At 75.1% G+C, this 20273-nt stretch carries 19 protein-coding genes and 1 pseudogene; 9 read left to right on the forward strand and 11 right to left on the reverse strand.

Features of this window, described 5'->3' with window-relative positions:
- Positions 1-12: 12 nt before the first annotated feature.
- Entirely contained in the window at positions 13-2214 is a 2202-nt protein-coding gene (gene recG, locus H1D33_RS17425) for an ATP-dependent DNA helicase RecG (protein ID WP_181572136.1), read from the reverse strand.
- The gene (locus tag H1D33_RS17430; RefSeq protein WP_181572135.1) at positions 2211-3812 is read right to left on the reverse strand and encodes a DAK2 domain-containing protein; all 1602 of its coding nucleotides are present in this window, start codon (positions 3810-3812) and stop codon (positions 2211-2213) included. The genes recG and H1D33_RS17430 overlap by 4 nt, the downstream gene beginning before the upstream one ends.
- 207 nt (positions 3813-4019) lie before the next feature.
- Between H1D33_RS17430 and rpmB the strand changes: the two genes are divergently transcribed.
- Together rpmB and H1D33_RS17440 are read left to right on the forward strand one after the other, a co-directional pair.
- The gene (gene rpmB / locus H1D33_RS17435) at positions 4020-4211 is read left to right on the forward strand and encodes a 50S ribosomal protein L28 (protein WP_046569512.1); all 192 of its coding nucleotides are present in this window, start codon (positions 4020-4022) and stop codon (positions 4209-4211) included.
- A gap of 183 nt (positions 4212-4394) precedes the next feature.
- Entirely contained in the window at positions 4395-5651 is a 1257-nt protein-coding gene (locus tag H1D33_RS17440; protein WP_181572134.1) for an ATP-grasp domain-containing protein, read from the forward strand.
- 2 nt (positions 5652-5653) lie between these two features.
- Here the strand turns inward: H1D33_RS17440 and H1D33_RS17445 are convergent, their stop codons facing one another.
- Both H1D33_RS17445 and H1D33_RS17450 read right to left on the reverse strand, forming a co-directional pair.
- Positions 5654-6121, reverse strand: a complete 468-nt coding sequence (locus H1D33_RS17445) for a GNAT family N-acetyltransferase (protein WP_181572133.1) — start codon at positions 6119-6121, stop codon at positions 5654-5656.
- A gap of 82 nt (positions 6122-6203) precedes the next feature.
- Complete coding sequence (locus H1D33_RS17450) at positions 6204-7142, reverse strand: thiamine-phosphate kinase (RefSeq protein ID WP_181572132.1); 939 nt, start codon at positions 7140-7142, stop codon at positions 6204-6206.
- A gap of 167 nt (positions 7143-7309) precedes the next feature.
- Between H1D33_RS17450 and H1D33_RS17455 the strand changes: the two genes are divergently transcribed.
- The gene (locus H1D33_RS17455; RefSeq protein ID WP_013284547.1) at positions 7310-7543 is read left to right on the forward strand and encodes an Lrp/AsnC ligand binding domain-containing protein; all 234 of its coding nucleotides are present in this window, start codon (positions 7310-7312) and stop codon (positions 7541-7543) included.
- On the forward strand, positions 7544-8131 hold the full coding sequence (locus tag H1D33_RS17460; protein WP_181572131.1) for a DUF3515 family protein: 588 nt from the start codon (positions 7544-7546) through the stop codon (positions 8129-8131). It begins immediately after the preceding gene.
- A gap of 15 nt (positions 8132-8146) precedes the next feature.
- Here the strand turns inward: H1D33_RS17460 and H1D33_RS17465 are convergent, their stop codons facing one another.
- Together H1D33_RS17465 and H1D33_RS17470 are read right to left on the reverse strand one after the other, a co-directional pair.
- On the reverse strand, positions 8147-9250 hold the full coding sequence (locus tag H1D33_RS17465; protein WP_181572130.1) for a D-alanine--D-alanine ligase family protein: 1104 nt from the start codon (positions 9248-9250) through the stop codon (positions 8147-8149).
- 245 nt (positions 9251-9495) lie between these two features.
- Positions 9496-9720 carry a hypothetical protein gene (locus tag H1D33_RS17470; RefSeq protein WP_181572129.1) on the reverse strand — a complete coding sequence of 75 codons (225 nt, stop codon included), beginning with the start codon at positions 9718-9720 and terminating at the stop codon, positions 9496-9498.
- 276 nt (positions 9721-9996) lie between these two features.
- Between H1D33_RS17470 and H1D33_RS17475 the strand changes: the two genes are divergently transcribed.
- Positions 9997-10842, forward strand: coding sequence for a helix-turn-helix domain-containing protein (locus H1D33_RS17475; protein ID WP_181572128.1), 846 nt, complete (start codon positions 9997-9999; stop codon positions 10840-10842).
- Between the two features lie 4 nt (positions 10843-10846).
- Positions 10847-11047 carry a DUF397 domain-containing protein gene (locus H1D33_RS17480; protein WP_181572127.1) on the forward strand — a complete coding sequence of 67 codons (201 nt, stop codon included), beginning with the start codon at positions 10847-10849 and terminating at the stop codon, positions 11045-11047.
- Between the two features lie 43 nt (positions 11048-11090).
- On the opposite strand, the gene H1D33_RS17485 is transcribed toward H1D33_RS17480, so the two are convergent.
- The 5 genes from H1D33_RS17485 to H1D33_RS17505 form a co-directional block, all read right to left on the reverse strand.
- Positions 11091-12125, reverse strand: coding sequence for an ROK family protein (locus H1D33_RS17485; RefSeq protein ID WP_181572126.1), 1035 nt, complete (start codon positions 12123-12125; stop codon positions 11091-11093).
- A gap of 69 nt (positions 12126-12194) precedes the next feature.
- Entirely contained in the window at positions 12195-12986 is a 792-nt protein-coding gene (locus H1D33_RS17490) for a putative protein N(5)-glutamine methyltransferase (RefSeq protein ID WP_181572125.1), read from the reverse strand.
- Positions 12987-13158: 172 nt separating this feature from the next.
- Positions 13159-14277 (reverse strand): cystathionine gamma-lyase, encoded by a 1119-nt coding sequence (locus tag H1D33_RS17495; protein WP_181572124.1) that lies wholly within the window; start codon positions 14275-14277, stop codon positions 13159-13161.
- Positions 14274-15281 (reverse strand): NAD(P)H-dependent glycerol-3-phosphate dehydrogenase, encoded by a 1008-nt coding sequence (locus H1D33_RS17500; RefSeq protein WP_181572123.1) that lies wholly within the window; start codon positions 15279-15281, stop codon positions 14274-14276. The genes H1D33_RS17495 and H1D33_RS17500 overlap by 4 nt, the downstream gene beginning before the upstream one ends.
- The gene (locus H1D33_RS17505) at positions 15278-16003 is read right to left on the reverse strand and encodes a lysophospholipid acyltransferase family protein (RefSeq protein ID WP_181572122.1); all 726 of its coding nucleotides are present in this window, start codon (positions 16001-16003) and stop codon (positions 15278-15280) included. Before H1D33_RS17505 ends, H1D33_RS17500 begins: the two co-directional genes overlap by 4 nt.
- A gap of 96 nt (positions 16004-16099) precedes the next feature.
- On the opposite strand from H1D33_RS17505, the pseudogene cofC reads away from it, so the two are divergent.
- From cofC to H1D33_RS17525, 3 genes and pseudogenes are all read left to right on the forward strand, one after another.
- Positions 16100-16729 (forward strand): annotated as a pseudogene (cofC, locus tag H1D33_RS17510) (2-phospho-L-lactate guanylyltransferase); the annotation flags it as partial.
- A gap of 270 nt (positions 16730-16999) precedes the next feature.
- On the forward strand, positions 17000-19306 hold the full coding sequence (locus H1D33_RS17520) for an RNA degradosome polyphosphate kinase (protein WP_414685422.1): 2307 nt from the start codon (positions 17000-17002) through the stop codon (positions 19304-19306).
- A gap of 7 nt (positions 19307-19313) precedes the next feature.
- A complete protein-coding gene (locus tag H1D33_RS17525) occupies positions 19314-20228 on the forward strand; it encodes an NUDIX hydrolase (RefSeq protein WP_181572119.1) in 915 nt (304 codons plus the stop codon).
- Positions 20229-20273 lie beyond the last annotated feature (45 nt).

Raw genomic sequence — 20273 nt, forward strand, 5'->3', positions numbered from 1 at the left:
GCCCGGCACGACTCAGCCCTTCTCCAGGTATTCCGCCCGCTCCTCGTCGACGAGCGCGGCGACCGACGCCGCGAGCGCCGGATGCCGGGCCAGCTCCGGGTCCTCCTCGACCAGGGTGATCGCCTCGGCCCGGGCGTCCCGGATCAGGTCGGTGTCGCGCAGCAGCGACAGCAGCCGCAGGTGCGACCGCCGGCCGGACTGGGTCGCGCCGAGCACGTCGCCCTCCCGACGCTGCTCCAGGTCGAGCTCGGCCAGCTTGAACCCGTCGGTGGTGGAGGCCACCGCGTCCAGCCGCTCGCGGGCGGACGACCCCTCGGCCGCCTCGGTGACCAGCAGGCAGAGGCCGGCGGCCGAGCCCCGGCCCACCCGGCCGCGCAACTGGTGGAGCTGGGAGACGCCGAACCGGTCGGCGTCCAGCACGATCATCACGGTGGCGTTGGGCACGTTGACGCCCACCTCGACCACCGTGGTCGCGACCAGCACGTCCAGGTCGCCGGCCGCGTAGGCGCGCATCACCGCGTCCTTCTCGTCGGCCGGCAGCCGCCCGTGCAGCACCCCGATCCGCAGCCCGTGCAGCGGCCCCTCGGCGAGCAGCGGGGCCACCTCGGTGACCGCGAGCGGCGGCCGGCGGCCGTTGTCGTCCTCCCGGGGCGGCTCCTCGTCGCTCTGCGGCCCCTCGCCGATCCGCGGGCAGACCACGTACGCCTGGTGGCCCTTGCCGACCTCCTCGCGCAGCCGGCGCCAGGCCCGGTCGAGGAAGGCCGGCTTCTCGGCGGCCGGCACCACGTGCGAGGCGATCGGCGAGCGGCCCTGCGGCAACTGGGACAGGGTGGAGGTCTCCAGGTCGCCGTAGACGGTCATGGCGACCGTGCGCGGGATCGGGGTGGCGGTCATCACCAGCACGTGCGGCGGCTGGTCGGCCTTGGCGCGCAACGCGTCGCGCTGCTCCACGCCGAAGCGGTGCTGCTCGTCCACCACCACCAGGCCCAGGTCGGCGAAGTCGACGCCCTCGTAGAGCAGGGCGTGCGTGCCGAGCACGATGCCCGCGCGACCCTCGGCCACCTCGGCCAGCGCACGCCGCCGGGCCGCCGCACCCAGCGACCCGGTGACCAGCTCGACCCTCGTCGCGTCGTCGGCGGCGCCCAGCTCACCGGCGCGGCCGAGCGGGCCGAGCAGGTCGAGGATGCCGCGGTGGTGCTGGGCGGCGAGCACCTCGGTCGGGGCGAGCAGCGCGGCCTGACCGCCGGCGTCCACCACCTGGAGCATCGCGCGCAACGCCACCACGGTCTTGCCGGAACCCACCTCGCCCTGCAGCAGCCGGTGCATCGGATGCGGGGTGGCCAGGTCGGCGGCGACCTCCCGCCCGACCGTCTGCTGGCCGGAGGTCAGCTCGTAGGGCAGCCTGGCGTCGAACGCGTCCAGCAGCCCGCCCGCCCTCGCCGGCCGGGCCCGCGCCGGCCACGCCGCCGCCCGGTGCTTGCGCTGCACCAACGTGAGCTGCACGGCGAACGCCTCGTCCCACTTGAGCCGGCGACGGGCCCGGTAGAGCGCCTCCTTGCTGGTCGGCCGGTGGATCTCGCGCAGCGCGGCGTCGATGCCGACGAGGTTGCGGGTGGCCCGCACCGTGGCAGGCAGCGGATCGTCAGGCGGGGTGAACGTGTCCAGCACCACCCGGACGCAGCGGGCGATCACCCAGGTCGGCACCGCGGCGGCGGCCGGGTAGACCGGGATCAGCGCGCCGGCGAACTCCTCGACCTCCTCGTTGGCCGCCGCCTCACCGTCGCCGCCCTCGCCGAGCAGGACGTATTCCGGGCCGTTGAGCTGCCGCTTGCCCCGGAACTCGGTCACCTTGCCGGCGAACAACCCCCACCGGCCCGGGCGCAGCTCCCGCTCCCGCCACGCCTGGTTGCCGAAGAAGGTGCAGGTGAGCACGCCGCCGGAGCCGTCGCCGACGGTGACCTCCAGCAGGTTGCCGCGCCGCTGCCGCATCGGGCGGACCGCGGTGCGCTGCACCTGGGCCAGCACGGTGACCTGCTCCCCCACGTCCAGCGAGCGGATGTCGGTGTGCTCGCCGCGCTCGTCGTAGCGGCGCGGGAAGTGGTAGACCAGGTCACCGGCGGTGTGCAGGTCGAGGTGGCCGGCCAGCGCCTTGGCGGTCTTCTCCCCCACCAGCTTCTTCAGCGGGGTGTCCACCGTCGACGGTTCGCTCGTCATTCGACCCCCAGCAGGAGCGGATAGTGCGGCTGGCCGCCCTCGTAGGCCTGCACCTCGACGAACGGCCAGGACCGCTCGACGTGGTCGCGGACCCGGTCGGCCAGCCCGGCGGGGGCGTCCGCCCCGCAGAGCAGCGTGACCAGCTCGCCGCCGCCGCCGAGCATCCGGTCGACCACGGCCGTGCAGGTGTCGGTCAGGTCCTGCCCGATCAGGTGCACCTCGCCCTCCACCAGGGCCAGCACGTCACCCGGGCGGCACGGGCCGGCGACGGTGAGCGCCTCACGGCCGGCGTGGCAGACCTCGGCGTAGCGGCAGGCGCCGGCCGCCTCGGCCATCGCGATCACGTCGTCCTCGAAGCGTCGCTTCGGGTCGCGCACGGCCAGCGCGGCGAGCGCCTGCACCGGGGAGCGCGTCGGCACCACGCTCACCTTCACGCCGAGGCCGTGCGCCTCCTTCGCCGCCGCGCTCGCCACCGACTGCGTGTTCGGGTCGTTGGGCAGCACCACCACCCGGGCCGCGCCGGTGGCCCGGATCGCGTCGAGCAGCTCGCCGGTGGACGGGTTGGCCGGGACCACCACGGCGCCCTCGGCGGCGAACAGCTCGGCGATGCCGGCGCCGGTCGCCACCACCACGGCGGCCCGGCCGTCCGGTCGCGCCGCCGCCGGAGCGCTCTGGTCGGCGAAGCGGGTCACCGCGATCCGGTGCGGACGGCCGGCGACCACGCCCGCCTCGACGGCCGCGCCGACGTCGTTGACGTGCACGTGCACGTTCCAGGTGCCGGCGCCGTCACCGACCACCGCCAGCGAGTCGCCGAGCGCCGCCAACTCGTCGCGCAGCCGGGCCACCGCCTCGTCGGTGGCGTCGAGCAGGTATTGCACCTCGTAGGCGTACGCCTCGGAGCCGGCCTCCCGGACCGCGGTGGCGGGCCGGCGCAGCGCGGGCGGCGCGGGCGCCGGCTGCCCGGGGCTCTCCCCCGTGACCACCTCGACCAGCGCGTCGAGCAGCAGGCACAGCCCGCGCCCACCGGCGTCGACCACACCGGCGCGGGCCAGCTCGGGCAGTTGCTCCGGTGTCCGGGCCAGCGCCACGGCAGCCGCCTCGGCCGCGGCCCGGGCCACCGCGCGCAGGTCGTCGCTGTCCGCCCGCTGGGCCGCGCCGGCCGCCGCGGCGACCACGCTGAGCAGGGTGCCCTCGACCGGCCGGGCGACCGCGGCGTAGGCGGCGGCGGTGGCGGCGGCCAGCGCGCCGGCGAGCTGCCGGCCCCGGACCGCCGGCGCGGCGCCGAGCGTGTCGGCCAGGCCGCGCAGGATCTGCGAGAGGATCACGCCGGAGTTGCCCCGCGCGCCGAGCAGCGCGCCCTGCGCCATCAGCCGCAGCGCGTGCCCGTGCGGGGTGTGCCCGTCGTCGGGCAGGGTGCCCAGGTCCATCGCCAGGGCCTGCTGCGCGGAGGTGAGCGTGAGCACCAGGTTGGTGCCGGTGTCGCCGTCCGGCACCGGATAGACGTTGAGGTCGTCGATCTCGCCCTGGTGCCGCTGGAGGGCGGCCAGCCCGCTCGTGCACCAGCGGCGCACCGCGGCCGCGTCGAGGGTGTCCAGCACGTCGGGAAGCCTACTGGCGCGCACCGACACGCGCCGGGTCGTCCGGCGTGTCCGACCGGCGGGGCGGTCCGGCCGGCCGGCCGGTACGCTGGTCGGGCTCGGCGAAGGGCCGGTTGGGCGTACGGATCGGCATCGGGTAACCTGACCAGGTTGCCCGGGCTGCGCCTGGCGGCGACCTCATGAACGTATCAATCCCAGGAGTATCCCGTGGCTAGCGTGTGCGACGTCTGTGGCAAGGGGCCGGGCTTCGGCCACAACGTGCCCTGGTCCAAGAAGAAGACCAACCGCCGCTGGAACCCGAACATCCAGTCGGTGCGGACCCCGGCCGGTGGCGGCACCACCAAGAAGCTTCAGGTCTGCACCTCGTGCATCAAGGCCGGCAAGGTCACCCGCGCCTGACGCGGCAGCACCACCGGACATCGTCGGTCGCCGGCGGCCCCCTCGGGGTCGCCGGCTTCTGTCGTATCCACCGTCCCGTGGCGACGGCTGACCGACCGTACGGCGACCCGCTGGCATCCGCCGGTTAGGGTGCTGCTGCGCCGGCCGTCCGGTTCCGGCGCGAGCCGTGGGGAGGAACGACCGGTGGACCTCGATCTGGGTCGCGAGCACGTGGTGGTGGTCGGCGGGTCGTTCGGCTCGCTGCGCTGGTTCGACCAGGAGCTGCCGGCCGGCAGCGTGGTGCTCGTCGAGGAGCCGGACGTGATCCACCGTCGCGGCCTGGCCCGGTTCGCCGAGGAGCTGCCGCTGATCGGCCGGCTGGTCGCGGCGGAATACCAGACCGGCCTCGACGTCGACGACCTGCTCGCCCGGGAGCCCGGCCTGGCCGGCGCGCGGCTGGTCCTGCCCGGCCTGGAGTACGCGGTCGGCGCCACCGCCCGGCTGGCCGACCGGCTCGGCCTGCCCGGCGCCGGGGCAAGGGCCGCGGACGTCTTCTCCGACAAGCACCGGATGCGCCTGCTCGCCGACGAGATCGGCCTGGCCAACCCCGCCTACGAGCTGGTCGACGACCCGGACCGGGCGGTCGCGTTCGCCCGGGCGCACGGCGACCGGTGCGTGCTCAAGCCCACCCGCCGCTCGGGCAGCCTCGGTGTGCAACTGATCACCGACCCGGCCGAGCTGCCGGGCCGGTGGGCGGCCAGCGCCACCCCGCCGGAGCCGGCCGAGGCGACCGAGCGCGGCCTGCCCACCGGCGTGCTGGTCGAGGAGTTGCTGGTCGGCTCCGAGCACAGCGTGGAGCTGCTGGTCGCCGACGGCGAGGTGCTGTTCGCCAACGTCACCGACAAGCGGGTCGCCGGCGGCCGGTACCCGGTGGAGACCGGGCACACCGTGCCGTCCGCGCTGCCCACGGCCGAGCACGACGCGTTGCGGTCGGCCGCGGTGCGGCTCGCCGAGGCGGCCGGCTTCCGCAGCGGCATGCTGCACAGCGAGTGGATCCTGGTCGACGGCGTGCCGACGCTCGTCGAGTGCGCCGCCCGGATGCCCGGCGACATGATCACCGCGCTGATCTCGATCGCCTACGAGCGGGACGTCATCGAGGCGTACCTGCGGGTGCTGCGCGGCGAACGGCCAGCGCTGCCGCAGCGGCCGACCGGCGCGGCGGCGATCGAGTTCCTGGTCGCCCCGCCGGGCCGGGTCACCGCGGTGGACGGCCGGCGGGCCGCGCTGCGGGTGCCGGGCGTGCTCGACGTGCAGGTCGAGACGAAGGTCGGGCAGACCGTGCCCGAGCTGCTCTCCTCGGCGCACCGCAGCGGGCACCTGATGGCCTGGGGCGCGACGCCGGACGAGGCGGCGGTCGCGGCCCGCCGCGCCGCCGGGGAGATCCGCATCACCGTCGGCTGACGTCAGAGGGTACGGCCGAACGACAGGCAGCCCGGCGCGTCCTTGTAGTAGCCGAAGTTCGGGATCCGCTCGTAGCCGGACGAGGTGTACATGGCGATCGCCTCGGGCTGCTTGTCGCCGCACTCCAGCACGATCCGCTTGCGGCCGGCGTCGCGCGCGGACCGCTCGATCGCGGCGAGCACCGACCGGGCCACCCCGCGACCCCGGGCGTCCGGCGCGGTGTACATCCGCTTCAGCTCGGCCTCGTCGTCGTCCTCGCCGTGGCTGCGCCAGCCGCCACAACCGACCGGCCGCCCGTCCAGATAGGCGATCAGGAACGCGCCGGCCGGCGGGACGAACTCGTCGGCGTCGACCGGCGTCTCGTCGCCGCTGCCGCCGTACCGCGCGCCCAGGTCGGCCAGCGCCGCCCGGATCAACGCCTGCGACTCCGGCGCGTCGAAGCGCCGCGGGAGGATCTCGATCTCGCTCACCGTGTCAGGTTACGACCGGCCCGGACGCCCGGCTCGCCCCCGCCGCCGAGGTCGGACGCAGATCACTGCGGGGTACGGCGGGCTACCGGAAATGGTCCCAGCCGGGCGGCCCGTCGTAGCCGGCGCCGTCGACGGTGACCCCGGCGCCCTCGCTCACCCGGCCGACCCGCCGCCAGCCGTCCGGCAGCGCCGCGTCCGGCGGGAACGTCGCGGCCAGGGCGTGGTCGTCGCCACCGGCCAGGATCCAGGAGTACGGGTCGACGCCGAGCGCCTGCGCCGCGTCGCGCATCTGCCGGGGCACCTCGAACGCGTCCCGGCTCAGGTCGATCGCCACCCCGCTGGCCGCCGCCACGTGCCCGAGGTCGGCGAGCAGCCCGTCCGACACGTCGATCATCGAGGTGGCCCCGGCGCCCGCCGCCGCCGGTCCGGCCGGGTAGGGCACCTCCGGCCGGCGGAACGCCTCGACCAGCAGGCGGGGCGTGCGGAAGCCACGGGACAGCACGGTGTAACCGGCCGCCGCCCAGCCGGTCCGCCCGGCCAGCGCCACCACGTCGCCCGGCCGGGCTCCGGAGCGCACCACCGGCGGCCGGCCGGCCAGGTCGCCGAGCGCGGTCACCGCGACGGTCAGCGTCGGGCTGGCCGACATGTCGCCACCGACCACGCTCGCGCCCACCCCGGCCGCCTCCGCCCCCAGCCCGTCGGCCAGCTCCTCCGCCCAGGCCGGGTCCAGCTCGGCCGGCATGCAGAGCGCGACCAGCAGCGCGGTCGGGGTGGCGCCCATGGCGGCGACGTCGGCGAGGTTGGCCGCCGCCGCCCGGTGTCCCACGTCCCGTGCCGACGACCAGTCCCGCCGGAAGTGCCGCCCCTCGACCAGCACGTCGGTGGAGGCGACCACCCGCCGGTCCGGCGCCGCCACCACCGCGCCGTCGTCGCCGGGGCCGAGCAGGCAGCTCTCCCCGTACGACAGCCGGGCGGTCACCCGGTCGATCAGTCCGAACTCGCCGACACCCGCGACCGTCATGCCGTCCCCTCGTTCCGTTCCGTCGTCCCGCACGTCCCACCCCTGTCCCCGTACCGGCGTGTGCTCGCTCACCGCGTCCACCCGGCGACCGATAGGGATCACCCCCGCCCGGTGCGGTAGTTTCACCCTTCGGGCCGCCCCAGGCGGCGACGGACGGAGGTCGAGTCGTGGTACAGGCGTACATCCTCATCCAGACCGAGGTCGGTCGGGCGCGTGACGTGGCCGGTCTGATCGCGGACCTTGCCGGCGTGGTTCGGGTCGACGCCGTCACCGGGCCCTACGACGTGGTCGTGCTCACCGAGGCGAACACGGTCGACGAGCTGGGCAAACTCATCGTCAGCAAGGTGCAGATGGTGCCCGGCATCACCCGCACCCTCACGTGTTCGGTGGTGCGGCTGTAAGTGGAAGAGACGGAAGACACCCCGCGCCGGGACCGCGGCAACCGCCGGGCCGCGCTCTGGGCGACAGTGGTGGCGGTGCCGGTGACCGTGGCGGTGGCCGCCTTCACCCTCGCCAAGCTGGCTCCGGAGTCGCCGGACGCGACGCCGAGCGCCTCGGCCAGCCCTCGGGCGCAGTCGAGCGCGCCGGTCGAGCTGCCCGCCCCGGCGCTGGCCGAGCGCCCCGCGGTCCTCTGCCGCGCGCTGGTGTCGCAACTGCCCGACAGCGTGCGTGACCTGCGGCAGCGCCCGGTCACCGCGGGCCCGGAGCAGAACGCCGCCTACGGCGACCCGGCGCTCACCGTGGCCTGCGGCGGGAGCGCGCCGCTGGTGCCGCCCACCGACGAGGTCTTCCGGGTCAACGGCGTGTGCTGGCATCCGGTGCAGGAGGCCGACGCCACGGTGCTGACCACCGTCGACCGCGAGGTGCCCGTCCGGGTCCGCGCGCCAACCGCCTACCAGCCCGCGTTGCAGTGGGTGGTGCAGATCTCCGACGCGGTGGTCAGCGCGCTGCCCTCGGCGAAGACCGCGCCCTCCGGCTGCTCCGGCTGACCCCGCCCCGGCCGGTCAGCGGCCGGTGCGGCGGTGCAGGGCGGTCCGGATCAGGCGGTTGACCAGCTTCGGGTATTCCAGCCCGCTGGCCGCCCACATGCGCGGGAACATCGACGTCGGGGTGAAGCCCGGCATCGTGTTGATCTCGTTGAGGTAGACGTCCAGCTCCGGGGTGACAAAGAAGTCGACCCGGGCCAGGCCGGAGCAGTCCAGCGCGGTGAAGGCACGGGTGGCGTACTCGCGCACCTGCCGGGTGACCGCGTCGGCCAGGCCGGCCGGGACGTCGTACTCGCAGACCTCGTCGGCGAAGATGTACTTGGCTTCGAAGTCGTACCAGTCGCGGTCGCCGATCATCCGCACCTCGGCGAGCACCGACGCCTCGGGCGCGCCGCCGGCCTCGCCCTCCAGCACGCCGCACTCGATCTCGCGGCCCACCACGGCGCCTTCGACCAGCACCTTGCTGTCGATCTCCCGCGCCGTGGCCAGGGCGGCGTCGAGCTGCGCCCAGTCGTCGACCTTGGTGATGCCGAACGAGGAGCCGGCCCGGGACGGCTTGACGAAGACGGGCAGCCCGAGGCGCTCCTTGTCCTCGTCGGAGAGCGACATGCCGGCGCGCAGCACCGCGTACGGGCCGACCGGGATGCCCTCGGCCGCGCAGAGCTTCTTGGTGAACTCCTTGTCCATGGCGGCGGCGGACGCGAACACGTTCGCCCCGACGTAGGGGATGTCCGCCATCTCCAGCATGCCCTGGATGGTGCCGTCCTCGCCGTACGCGCCGTGCAGCACCGGGAAGACCACGTCGACGTCGGCCAGCGCCACCGGGCCCTGGGCCGGGTCGAGCACCATCAGGCCGCCGGCGGCCGGGTCGGCGCGCAGCACCAGTTCGGCGCCGGAGCCGGCGGTGATCTCGGGGAGCTTGCGGTCGGCGATGGCGAGCCGCGCCGGGTCGCCGCTGGCCAGCACCCACTGGCCCTGGCGGGTGATGCCGACCGGGACGACCTCGAACTCGTCGGGGTCGAGGGCGGCCAGCACGCTGCCGGCGCTGACGCAGGAGATGCCGTGTTCGGGGCTGCGGCCGCCGAAGACGATCGCCACACGGGTCTTGCCTGGGGTGGTCATGGTCACCTCATCGGTCGCGGCTGCGGCTGGCCGTGCTCGCCGGTGGCGCTCACCCGGTTGACCTTACTGTGCGTCGTCGGGGGCGGTGGCCGATACCCGGGGAGAAGCGGTGCCGCGTGGCAACCGGTCAAGGCAACTTATACGGGGAGTAACGGCGCGGGCGGCCGGCGGCGGGACCTGCCACCGGCCGCCCGGCTCCCCGACCCCGGTCGCCGCGTACCACGGGGTCGGGCCCGGTGTGGCTCTTACAGGGCCGGGTGGCGGGGGCGGCGGCCGACCGCGATGACCTTGACCCGCTGGCGGCCGGCGCGGACCATGCCCAGCGCCATGAAGGCGCCGGCGATCCGGTCGGCCGCCTCCCGGCTGCTCGCGCCGACGACCTGCCGGCGGCGCTCGGGGGTGGTGCGTTCGTCACGCTCGTGCCCGTCGGTCGGCCGGACGTCGGTGAGGACCACGAGGAACCGGGTCATGTCCGGCCACCTCCGTCGCCGGAGCGGCAGGCCGTCACCGTCATCGCGAAATCCTCCCCGTCTGGTGGACCGGTACGGGCACGCGACGATCGGGTCGTGGGGGAGTAAAACCCGATCGCCGCGCGCCCCATCCCCTCCGGTCACTCACCACCACCGTCGCCACGACAACCGGTGGTGAGGACGCTGTCACAGATTGACAGGTGGACAGGCGTGAATGCAACTCTCATCGACTTTCTCTCACGCCCATTTTCCCACCGGATGTGCGACCATCGATGCATGGCGCCGAAGACCGCCCGGGCCCGACGGCTCGGCATCCTGCTGCGGACCCACCGGGAGGCCCTCGGTCTCACCCTCGAGGCCGCGGCCGACGAGATCAACAGCACCCGCAGCACCCTGTCCCGCTACGAGAACGCCCAGACGCTGGTCAGTCCGGCCGCCGTACGCGCGCTGCTCACCACCTACCGGGTGGGACCCGACGAGATCGAAGCGGCGGTGCAACTGGCCAAGGACGCCCGCAAGCCCGGCTGGTGGGTGTCCTACTCGTACCTGCTGGACCGCCGCACCATCGACTTCATCGCGCTGGAGGCCGAGGCCACCGGCATCGCCAACTTCGAGCCGTCGGTGGTGCCCGGCCTGCTCCAGACCGCCGACTACATCCGCGGGGTGATGCGCGGCGGTCCACACACGCTCAGCGACGAGCAGGTGGAGCAGCGCGTCCAGCTCCGGCTGGACCGTCAGCAACGCATCTCCGGCGAGGACCCGCCGATCCTCGACGCCATCATCGACGAGGGCGCGTTGCTGCGACCGGTCGGCGGCCCCACGGTGATGGCCGACCAACTCCACCACCTGCTGAAGATGACCGAGCTGCCGAACATCACCGTGCAGGTGATCCCGCTGGCCGCCGGCTACCACCGGGGCACCCGGGGGTCCCTGCACATCCTGGAGTTCGCCGACCCCGAGGACCCGATCATCGCCTCGGTGGAGACCGTCGCCGGTCAGATGGTCCTGGACCGGCCGGGCGACCTCCGTACCTGCACGAAGATCATGGAGCACCTGCGGACCGTGGCGTTGAGCCCGGCGGCCAGTCGGGACCAGCTCCTCCGTCTGCTGAATGAGAGGTGACCGTATGAACGGCACGAACCGGCCCCACCCGAGACCGACCGGCTGGCGCAAGAGCAGCCACAGCGGCGACGAGGGCGCGTGCGTGGAGATGGCGCCGCTGCCGGACTCGGTCGCGGTACGCGACTCCAAGGACCTGGCCGGCCCGGTGCTGGTCTTCCCGCCGGCCGCCTGGGCCGCCTTCACCGCCGCTCCCCCGCGCGCCTGACGCGGGCGCGTGTTAAGCGGGGGCCCCTGCTCTACCGAAGGCGTTAAGCGGGGGCCCCTCCTTTCACCGCCTCCAGGGCGGCGATGGCGACGCCCCGGGCGCCGGCCATGTCGCGGTCGGGCACCAGGGCGAACGTCGCCACGGCGCGCTGCTCGTCGCGGAGCACGGTGTGCGCGGCCACCGTGGCGAGGAACCAGTCCCGGAACTCCGGCGCGGCCTCCACCACGCCGCCGCCGACGAAGTACGCGTGCGGATCGGTGAAGTTGGCCGCGATGGTGAACAGCCGCCCCAACGCCCGGGCCTGCTGGCCGAACACCTGACGGGCCAGCGGGTCACCCCGCTCGCCGTGGTCGCGGAGCAGCTTCGCGGCCCGGGCCGGCTCCTCCGCCGCCAGCGGGTGCTCCGGATGCCGGGCCAGCCAGAACGGCAGCAGGTTGCGCCGGATCGCGGTGAGCGAGGCGACGCTCTCCGCGTCCCCGGCGAAGCCGCAGGCGCAGACCGGCACCGGCTGGCCCGGCTCCAGCAGCCCGTCCAGCGGGATGTGCACGTGCCCGAACTCGCCGGCCATGCCGGCCGCGCCACCGACCACCCGACCGCTCTCCACCACGCCCCCGCCCAGGCCGGTGCCGACGATCGCGGACACCGACGAGCGGGCCGCCGCGTCCGCGCCGAAGTGCACGTGGTGGGCGTAGAGGGCGGCGGCGTTGCCGTCGTTGGCGTACACCACCGGCAGGCCGAGCCGTCGCTCCAGCGCGCTCCGCACGTCGAAGCCGCGCCACGCCGGCTGGGCGAAGTTGGTCGAGCCGCGCGAGGAGATCACCCCGGTGGCGCTGGCCGGGCCGGGCGTGTCCAGCCCGACCGCGCGCACCAGCTCGCGGGGCACCCGGGTGTGCGCCAGCACGCCGTCCAGGGCGCGCGCGAGCGCCTCGATCGCCGCCTCCGGCCCGGCGCCGACCTCGCTGGGGATCTCCAGCAGCCCGTCCACCAGGAAACGGCCGTCGACGGTCAGCACGGTGGCGTTGTTGCTCGTGCCGCCGTTGTCCAACCCCACCACCACCGGCACCCCTGCGCCGCCCACCGCGCCACCGCCTCCCCGTCGAGCCTGACCTGAGGTTAGTTCTCGGCGGTCGCCCCCGCCACGGCGACGTCAGCCGGGCCGGCGGCCGGTCACGGCGGTGGCCTCCCACTCCTCGTCGCGGACCACGGTCGGGTCGAGGCCGGCAGCGGTGAACGCCGCGCACAGCGCCGGGGCCTGCTCGGCGCTCACCTCGACCGCGAGGTGCCCGCCCGGGGCCAGCCACTCGGCCGCGCCGGCGGCGACCCGGCGCAGCACCGCCAGCCCGTCCGCGCCGCCGTCCAGCGCCACCGGCGCCTCGTGCAACCGCGCCTCGCCCGGAAGCGTCGCCACCGCCTCGCTCGGCACGTACGGCGCGTTCGCCACCACCAGGTCCAGCCGGCCGCGCCAGCGGGCCGGCACCGGGTCGAACAGGTCGCCCTGGTAGACCGGCACGCCCAGCGGGTCGAGATTGCGCCGGGCGCAGGCCACCGCCACCGGGTCGATGTCGGCGGCGGCCAACCAGCGCGGCGCCGCCCGCTCGTGCAGCACCAGCGCGGCGGCGCCGGAGCCGCAGCACAGGTCGAGCACCGCCGGGGCCGGCCCGGCGACCGCCACGGCGGCGTCGACCAGCAGCGCGGTGCGCCCCCGGGGCACGAAGACGCCGGGGTGGACGACGACCCGTCGCCCGCAGAACTCGGCCCAGCCGAGCAGGTGCTCCAGCGGGAGGCCGGCGACGCGACGGTCGGCCAGCCGGGTCAGCGCCCGCGCCGAGTCGGCAGCGGCGATCAGCAGGTCCGCCTCGTCCTCGGCGAAGACACAGCCGGCGGCGCGCAGCCGGCGGACGAGGGCGGAACGGTCGGGAGTGAAGACGGTGGGTGCCATGGCAAGCCTTTCGGGGAACGCTCGTCGGCGCCCCCGGCGTCGCCTCAGCCCCGGGGCGACACGGACTCGGAGGGAGCGCCGGTCCTCTGCTGGTGGATCGGACTCACCTCCTCGGGTCGGGGCCGCACGGGCCGTGGCTGCCCGTCACGATAGCCCAGCGCCCGGCCGGCCGTCAGCCCGCCGACGCGTCCAGCGCCGCGGCCACGTCGGCCAGCAGGTCGGCGGCGTCCTCGATGCCGCACGAGAGCCGGACGAAGCCGGGTGCGGTGTCGTCGCCCCACTGGGCCCGCCGGTCCGCCGTGGTGTGCAGGCCGCCGAACGAGGTGGCGGCGGCCACCAGGCGGGACGCGTCGAGGAACCGGGCCACCCGGTCGGCGTCGCCCAGGTCGAAGGAGAGCACGCCGGGGATCCGGCGCATCTGCGCCGACGCCACCGGGTACGCCGGGTCCGCCGGCCGCCCGGGCCAGCGCAGGCCCGCGACGTCGGGCCGGCCGGCGAGCAGCCCGGCCAGCGCCTCGGCGTTGGCGCTCTGCCGGGCCAGCCGCAGGTCGACCGTGGCCAGCGAGCGGTGCGCCAGCCAGCAGTCGAACGCGCCCGGTATCCCGCCGGTGGTGGTCCGCCAGCCGGTCACCGCGTCGCGCAGCGCGTCGTCGCGCGTCGCCACGTAGCCGAGCAGCAGGTCCGAGTGGCCGGTCAGCGCCTTGGTGCCGGAGGCCACCACCACGTCCGCGCCGAGGTCCAGCGGGCGCTGCCCGAGCGGCGTCGCGGTGGTGTTGTCCACCGCCAGCAGCGCACCGGCGGCGTGCGCCGCCCCGGCCAGCGCCGACACGTCGGCGACGTCGAGGCCGGGGTTCGCCGGCGTCTCCAGCAGCACCAGCCGCACGCCCTCGAACGACGGGTACGGCCCGGCGGTCGGCACGAGGCCGGTGCGGACCCCGATCCGCTCCAGCGTGTCGGTGGCGAAGGCGCGCACCGGGAAGTAGCCGTCGGCGGGCAGCAGCACGGTGTCGCCGGGTCGCAGCACGGTCAGCAGCAGGCCGGTGATGGCCGCCTGGCCGGTGGCGAAGACCCGGCAGTCGCCGCCCTCCAGCTCGCCGATCGCCGCCTCCAGGAGCCGGCGGGTGGGGTTGTCCGGTCGCCCGTAGCCGTCCGGCGCCGCCGCCGGCCCGCGCCACGGGTCGAGGTGGTACGGCGCGGCGAAGACCGGGCCGGGCAGGAACGGCTGCCCGGGTACGGCGTCCGGCAGCCCGGCACGCACGCTGCGGGTGCCGTCCCCCCAGTCACCGCTCACTCGTACGACTCCGGCTTGGCGGTGCGGCTCATCAACGCGTCCACGGCCAGCCGGGGGTCCATCCCCTCGTGGCAGATCCGTTCGATCTGCTCGGTGATCGGCATCTCCACCCCGTGCGCCCGGGCCAGGTCCCGGATGGCCAGGCAGCTCTTCACGCCCTCGGCGGTCTGCCGGGTGGCCGCCTGGGCCTGCTCCAGCGTCTCCCCCCGGCCCAGGTGCTCGCCGAAGGTGCGGTTGCGGGCCAGCGGCGAGGAGCACGAGGCGACCAGGTCGCCCATGCCGGCCAGCCCGGCGAAGGTGATCGGGTCGGCGCCGAGCGCCACGCCCAGGCGGGCGGTCTCGGCCAGGCCACGGGTCATCAGCATGGCCCGGGTGTTGTCGCCGAAGCCCATCGCGGTGGCGATGCCGTAGGACAACGCGATCACGTTCTTGACCGCCCCGCCCAGCTCGCAGCCGATCACGTCGTCGTTGGTGTACGGGCGGAAGTAGGGCGTCCGGATCGACGCCTGCACCAGCGCGGTACGCCGGCTGTCGGTGCCGGCGACCACGGTCGCGGCCGGCTGCTCGGCGGCGATCTCCGGGGCCAGGTTGGGCCCGGAGACGACGACCACCCGGTCGGCCGGCACCCCGGCGGTCTCCATGATCACCTGGCTCATCCGCTTGGTGGTGCCCAGCTCGATGCCCTTCATCAGGGACACCAGCGTGGCGTCGGGGGCCAGGTACGGGGTCCACTCGGCGAGGTTGCCGCGCAACGTCTGCGACGGCACCGAGAGCACCACCACCTCGGCGCCCTCGATCGCCTCGGCGGCGTCGCCGGTGGCGGTGACCCGCTCGGGCAGGCGCACGTCCGGCAGGTACTCCGGGTTGTGCCGCCCGTCGCGGATCGCCTCGGCCACCGCACGCCGGCGGGCCAGCACGGTCACGTCCCGGCCGGCGTCGGCGAGGATCTTGGCGAACGCGGTGCCCCACGAGCCCGCGCCCAGCACCGCCACGTGCCCGCTCATTCGGTGACCTCCGGGGTGCCGGTGCGGGCCGGCCGCTGCCAGAGCGGCGGTGGCGTGCCGCCGCGGATCTCCGCGACCAGGTCCCGGATCCGCAGCATGATGGTGTCCGTCATCTCCTCCAGGATCGCCCGGGTCGGCGTGGCGCCGGCCCACCGGCCCAGGTCGACCGGCGGCCCGGCGACCACCGTCACCGGGGTACGCGGACGCAGCCCGATCCGGGCGGTCCGCGGGTCGAACATCCGCTCCGGGCCGATCATCGCGACCGGGATCACCGGGGCGCCGGTGGCCAGCGCCAGCCGGGCCGCGCCGGTCTTGCCCTTCATCGGCCACAGCTCCGGCTCGCGGGTGGTGGTGCCCTCCGGGTAGATCACCACCGCGCCGCCCCCGTCCAGTGCGCCGATCAGCTTGTCCAGCGACTTGACCGCTTCGACGCTGCCCCGCTCGACCGGGATCTGCTTGCACCGGTGCAGGATCCAGCCGATCACCGGCACCCGGAACACGCTGGCCTTGCCGAGGAACTGCGGCCAGCGGCCGGCGTCGTAGATGAAGTGCGCGGAGACCAGCGGGTCCGCGTGCGAGATGTGGTTGGGCACGATGATGATCCCGCCGTCGCGCCGCAGGTGCTCCATGCCCCGCCAGGTGCGCCGGGTCCAGACGGTCAACACCGGCTTCACCAGCACCACGGCGAACCGTTGCCAGAATCCCAGCCTCCGCGGTGCCACCCTGCCTCCTCGTTCCGCCCCACGCGCCCCGGGGAAGAATCATGCCTGCTCGCCCCCGGTCCGGCCAGTGAGGGTACCGCCGCGGTCGCTGGCAGGATGGTCGGCGTGCCTGAGCCGAGCTGGACCGTGGTGATGCCGGTGAAGCGCCTCGGGGTGGCGAAGAGCCGCCTGCGCGGCGCGCTCACCGGCGTACCCCACGAGGAGCTGGCGCTGGCCCTGGCGGCCGACACGGTCCGCGCGGCGCTGTCCTGCCCGGCGGTGGGCCGGCTGCTGGTGGTCACCGACGACCCCCGGGTGAGCGCGACCGTGACCGCGGCGGGCGCCGGGGTGGCCGCCGACCCGGGCGCCGGGCTCAACGCGGCCTTCCGGCACGGCGCGGCGGCGGCCGGGCCGCGCGCCGCGGTGGCCGGCGTCACCGCGGACCTGCCCGCGCTGCGCCCGGCCGAGCTGGCCGCGGCGCTGCGCGCGGCCGAGGGGGTACGCGGGTTCGTCTCCGACGCCCCCGGCGCCGGCACGGTGCTGCTCGCCGCGCCCGCCGGGGTGCCGCTGGCGCCCCGCTTCGGGCCCGGCTCGGCCGGCGCGCACGCGGCGAGCGGCGCGCTGCCGCTGGCCGGCGACTGGCCCAGCCTACGGCGGGACGTGGACACCGGTGACGACCTGGCCGCCGCCGCCCGGCTGGGGGTGGGCCCGCGCACCGGTGCGCTGCTGGCCGCGGCCGGCGTCCCGCTCCGGTACGGTGCTGGCATGCAGGGCACGGTGGCGACCTACGACGCGTCGACCCGCAGCGGAATGCTGCTGCTCGACGACGGCACCGAGCTGGCGTTCCCGGCCCGCGCGTTCGACGCGTCCGGGCTGCGGCTGCTGCGCCTCGGGCAGCGGGTGCGCGTCGAGCGGGACGCCGCCGGCGAGGTCGTTCGGGTGACCTTGCCGACGATGGCCTGAGCAACCTGGCCGGAGTTCATTTTCCGTTCACCCTCGTCAGGGAATCATGGGGTGGTGAGCACCCCTCGCGAGCACGCCGACGGTCCACCGCCCCTCACCGACCCGGGCACCCTCCGCAACGGCCGTCCGACCCGTGGCCCGGACGGGCGGTTCCGCCAGCCCCGGCCGCCCGAGGAACGCCTCGGCGCCGACCCGGACGCGGCCGGCGCCACCGGGCTGGACGAGCCGCTCGACCCGGTCGAGGGGCCCGGTCCGGTCGCCGCGACCGACCCGGACGACGAGGCGCCGGCCAGCGAGCCGCTGCCGGAGGACCGTTTTCTCAACCGGGAGCTGTCCTGGCTCGACTTCAACGCCCGGGTGCTGGCGCTCGCCGAAGACCCCCGCACGCCGCTGCTGGAGCGGGCGAAGTTCCTGGCCATCTTCGCCGGCAACCTGGACGAGTTCTACATGGTGCGGGTGGCCGGCCTGAAGCGCCGGCTCTCCGCCGGACTGCCGGTGCGCGGCGGCGACCGGCTGCCGCTGCGCACCCAGCTCGAACTCATCACCGAGAAGGCCGCCGACCTGGTCGCCCGGCACGCCGCCTGCTTCGTCGACGACGTACTCCCCCGGCTCGCCGAGTCCGACGTGCGCATCCTGCGCTGGAGCGAGCTGGACGACGCCGAGCGGGAACGGCTGCGCACCTGGTTCCGGGAGCACATCTTCCCGGTGCTCACCCCGCTCGCGGTCGACCCGGCGCACCCGTTCCCCTACATCTCCGGCCGGTCGTTGAACCTGGCCGTCTCGGTGCGCGACCCGGACGGCGGCTCCGAGCTGTTCGCCCGGGTCAAGGTGCCGAACAACGTCCCCCGGTTCGTCCGGGTCGCCCGCGACCGCCCCGGCGTGCGGTTCCTGCCGGTGGAGGACCTCATCTCCGTCCACCTCGGCCAGCTCTTCTCCGGCATGCAGGTGGTCGAGTGCCACCTGTTCCGGGTCACCCGCAACGCCGAGGTCGAGGTCGACGAGGACCGCGACGAGGACCTGCTCCAGGCGCTGGAGCGGGAGCTGGCCCGGCGCCGGTTCGGTCCCCCGGTGCGGCTGGAGGTGGCCGCCTCCATCTCCGACCACATGCTGGAGCTGCTCGTCCGCGAGCTGGACATGGACGACCACGACGTGCTGCGGGTCCGCGGTCTGGTCGACCTCTCCGCGCTCTGGCAGGTCTACGGCGAGGCCGACCGCCCCGACCTGAAGGACCGCCCGTTCGTGCCGGCCACCCACCCGCGCCTGGCCGAGGGCGAGGTGCCGCGCAGCGTGTTCGCCACCCTGCGCGACGGCGACGTGCTGGTGCACCACCCCTACCACTCGTTCGCGACGAGCGTGCAGCGCTTCGTCGAGCAGGCCGCCGCCGACCCGAACGTGCTCGCCATCAAGCAGACGCTCTACCGCACCAGCGGCGACTCCCCGATCGTCGACGCGCTGGTCGACGCGGCCGCCGCCGGCAAGCAGGTGGTGGTGCTGGTCGAGCTGAAGGCGCGCTTCGACGAGGTGGCCAACATCGGTTGGGCGCGCACCCTGGAACGGGCCGGCTGCCACGTGGTCTACGGCCTGGTGGGTCTCAAGACGCACTGCAAGACCGCGCTGGTGGTGCGGCAGGAGGGCAACCAGATCCGGCGCTACTGCCACATCGGCACCGGCAACTACCACCCGAAGACCGCCCGGCTCTACGAGGACTTCGGCATGCTCACCGCCGACCCGGAGATCGGCGCGGACCTGACCGACCTGTTCAACGTCCTCACCGGCTACAGCCGGCAGACCGCCTTCCGGCGGCTGCTGGTCGCGCCGCAGGGCATCCGCAGCGGCCTGATCGAGCGGATCGACCGGGAGATCGAGCACGTCCGGCTGGGCATGCCGGGGCTGGTGCAGTTCAAGGTGAACGCGCTCGTCGACGAGGAGATCACCGACGCGCTCTACCGGGCCTCCCGGGCCGGGGTGCACGTCGACCTGCTGATCCGGGGCATGTGCATGCTGCGCCCCGGCGTTCCGGGGCTGTCGGAGAACATCCGGGTCCGGTCCATCCTCGGCCGGTTCCTGGAGCACTCCCGGATCTTCCGGTTCGGCAACAACGGCGACGCCGAGTTCTGGATGGGCTCGGCCGACCTGATGCACCGCAACCTGGACCGCCGGGTGGAGGCGCTGGTGCAGGTGAGCGACCCGGTGGCCCGGGCCGAGCTGGACCACGTGCTCAGCTCCGCGTTCGACCCCGAGGTGGACGCATTCGAGCTGGCCGCCGACGGCACCTGGCACCGGCGGACCGGCGACGGCGACGCGCCGCTGACCCATCTGCAGGACCTGCTGCTGCGCCGGGTCGGCGGCCGGGCGGACTGAGCGGGCCGTGACGCGCCGAGGGCGGGCATACGGTGATCCGGTGAGTGACGAGGAACCGGTACGGATCCGCGCGGCGGGCGGTGTCGTCTGGCGTCCGACCCCGGACGGTGTCGAGGTCTGCCTGGTGCACCGCCCCCGCTACGGCGACTGGTCGCTGCCCAAGGGCAAGCTGGACGCCGGCGAGCACCCGCTGGTCGCCGCCGTCCGCGAGGTCGCCGAGGAGACCGACGTGCGCGCGGTGCCGCAGGTGCGCCTGCCCACGGTCCGCTACCGCAGTGAGGGCCGCGCCAAGGCGGTCGACTGGTGGTCGATGCGGGCCGTCGGCAGCGGCGGCTTCCAGCCCGGCACCGAGGTGGACGAGGTGGCCTGGTTCCCGGTCGACGCGGCGGCCCGCCAGGTCAGCTACCCGCACGACGCCGAGGTGATCGGCGCGTTCGCGGCGCTGCCGCCGGTCACCGCGACGGTGCTGCTGGTGCGGCACGCGCACGCCGGTAGGCGGGGCACCTGGACCGGCCCGGACACCGCCCGCCCGCTGGACGCCGAGGGCCGGGCGCAGGCGCGGGCGCTGGTCCCGCTGGTGTCGCTGGCCCGCCCGACGCGCCTGCTCTCCGCGTCGGCCCGCCGGTGCGTGCAGACGTTGGACCCGGCGGCGGCCCGGCTGGACCTGCCGATCGAGGTCTGCGGCGACCTGGACGAGCCGAAGCCGGGCCAGCTCGCCGACGAGTGCGTGCTGGCCACCGCGGCCCGGCTGGCCGCGCTGGCCGCGGCCGGCGAGCCGGTCGCAGTGTGCAGCCAGGGCAAGGTGATCCCGGGCGCGCTGGAACGGCTCACCGGGGGCCCCGGCGACTTCACCACCGCCAAGGGCGGCGGCTGGCTGCTCCCCTTCGCCGGCGACCACCTCCTCACCCCCGACCGGCTGTAAGGCGGGGGCCCCGCTTAACGTTTTCGGTATAGGCGGGGGCCCCGC

This window comes from Micromonospora ferruginea, assembly GCF_013694245.2.
Classification (GTDB): Bacteria; Actinomycetota; Actinomycetes; order Mycobacteriales; family Micromonosporaceae; genus Micromonospora; species Micromonospora robiginosa.

Coding starts and splice junctions, on each gene's coding strand:
- H1D33_RS17490 (WP_181572125.1), bottom strand. CDS start 12,986: ATGGCACCCACCGTCTTCACTCCCGACCGTTCCGCCCTCGTCCGCCGG.
- H1D33_RS17465 (WP_181572130.1), bottom strand. CDS start 9,250: ATGACCACCCCAGGCAAGACCCGTGTGGCGATCGTCTTCGGCGGCCGC.
- recG (WP_181572136.1), bottom strand. CDS start 2,214: ATGACGAGCGAACCGTCGACGGTGGACACCCCGCTGAAGAAGCTGGTG.
- H1D33_RS17450 (WP_181572132.1), bottom strand. CDS start 7,142: ATGACGGTCGCGGGTGTCGGCGAGTTCGGACTGATCGACCGGGTGACC.
- H1D33_RS17475 (WP_181572128.1), top strand. CDS start 9,997: ATGGCGCCGAAGACCGCCCGGGCCCGACGGCTCGGCATCCTGCTGCGG.
- H1D33_RS17500 (WP_181572123.1), bottom strand. CDS start 15,281: ATGAGCGGGCACGTGGCGGTGCTGGGCGCGGGCTCGTGGGGCACCGCG.
- H1D33_RS17480 (WP_181572127.1), top strand. CDS start 10,847: ATGAACGGCACGAACCGGCCCCACCCGAGACCGACCGGCTGGCGCAAG.
- H1D33_RS17470 (WP_181572129.1), bottom strand. CDS start 9,720: ATGACCCGGTTCCTCGTGGTCCTCACCGACGTCCGGCCGACCGACGGG.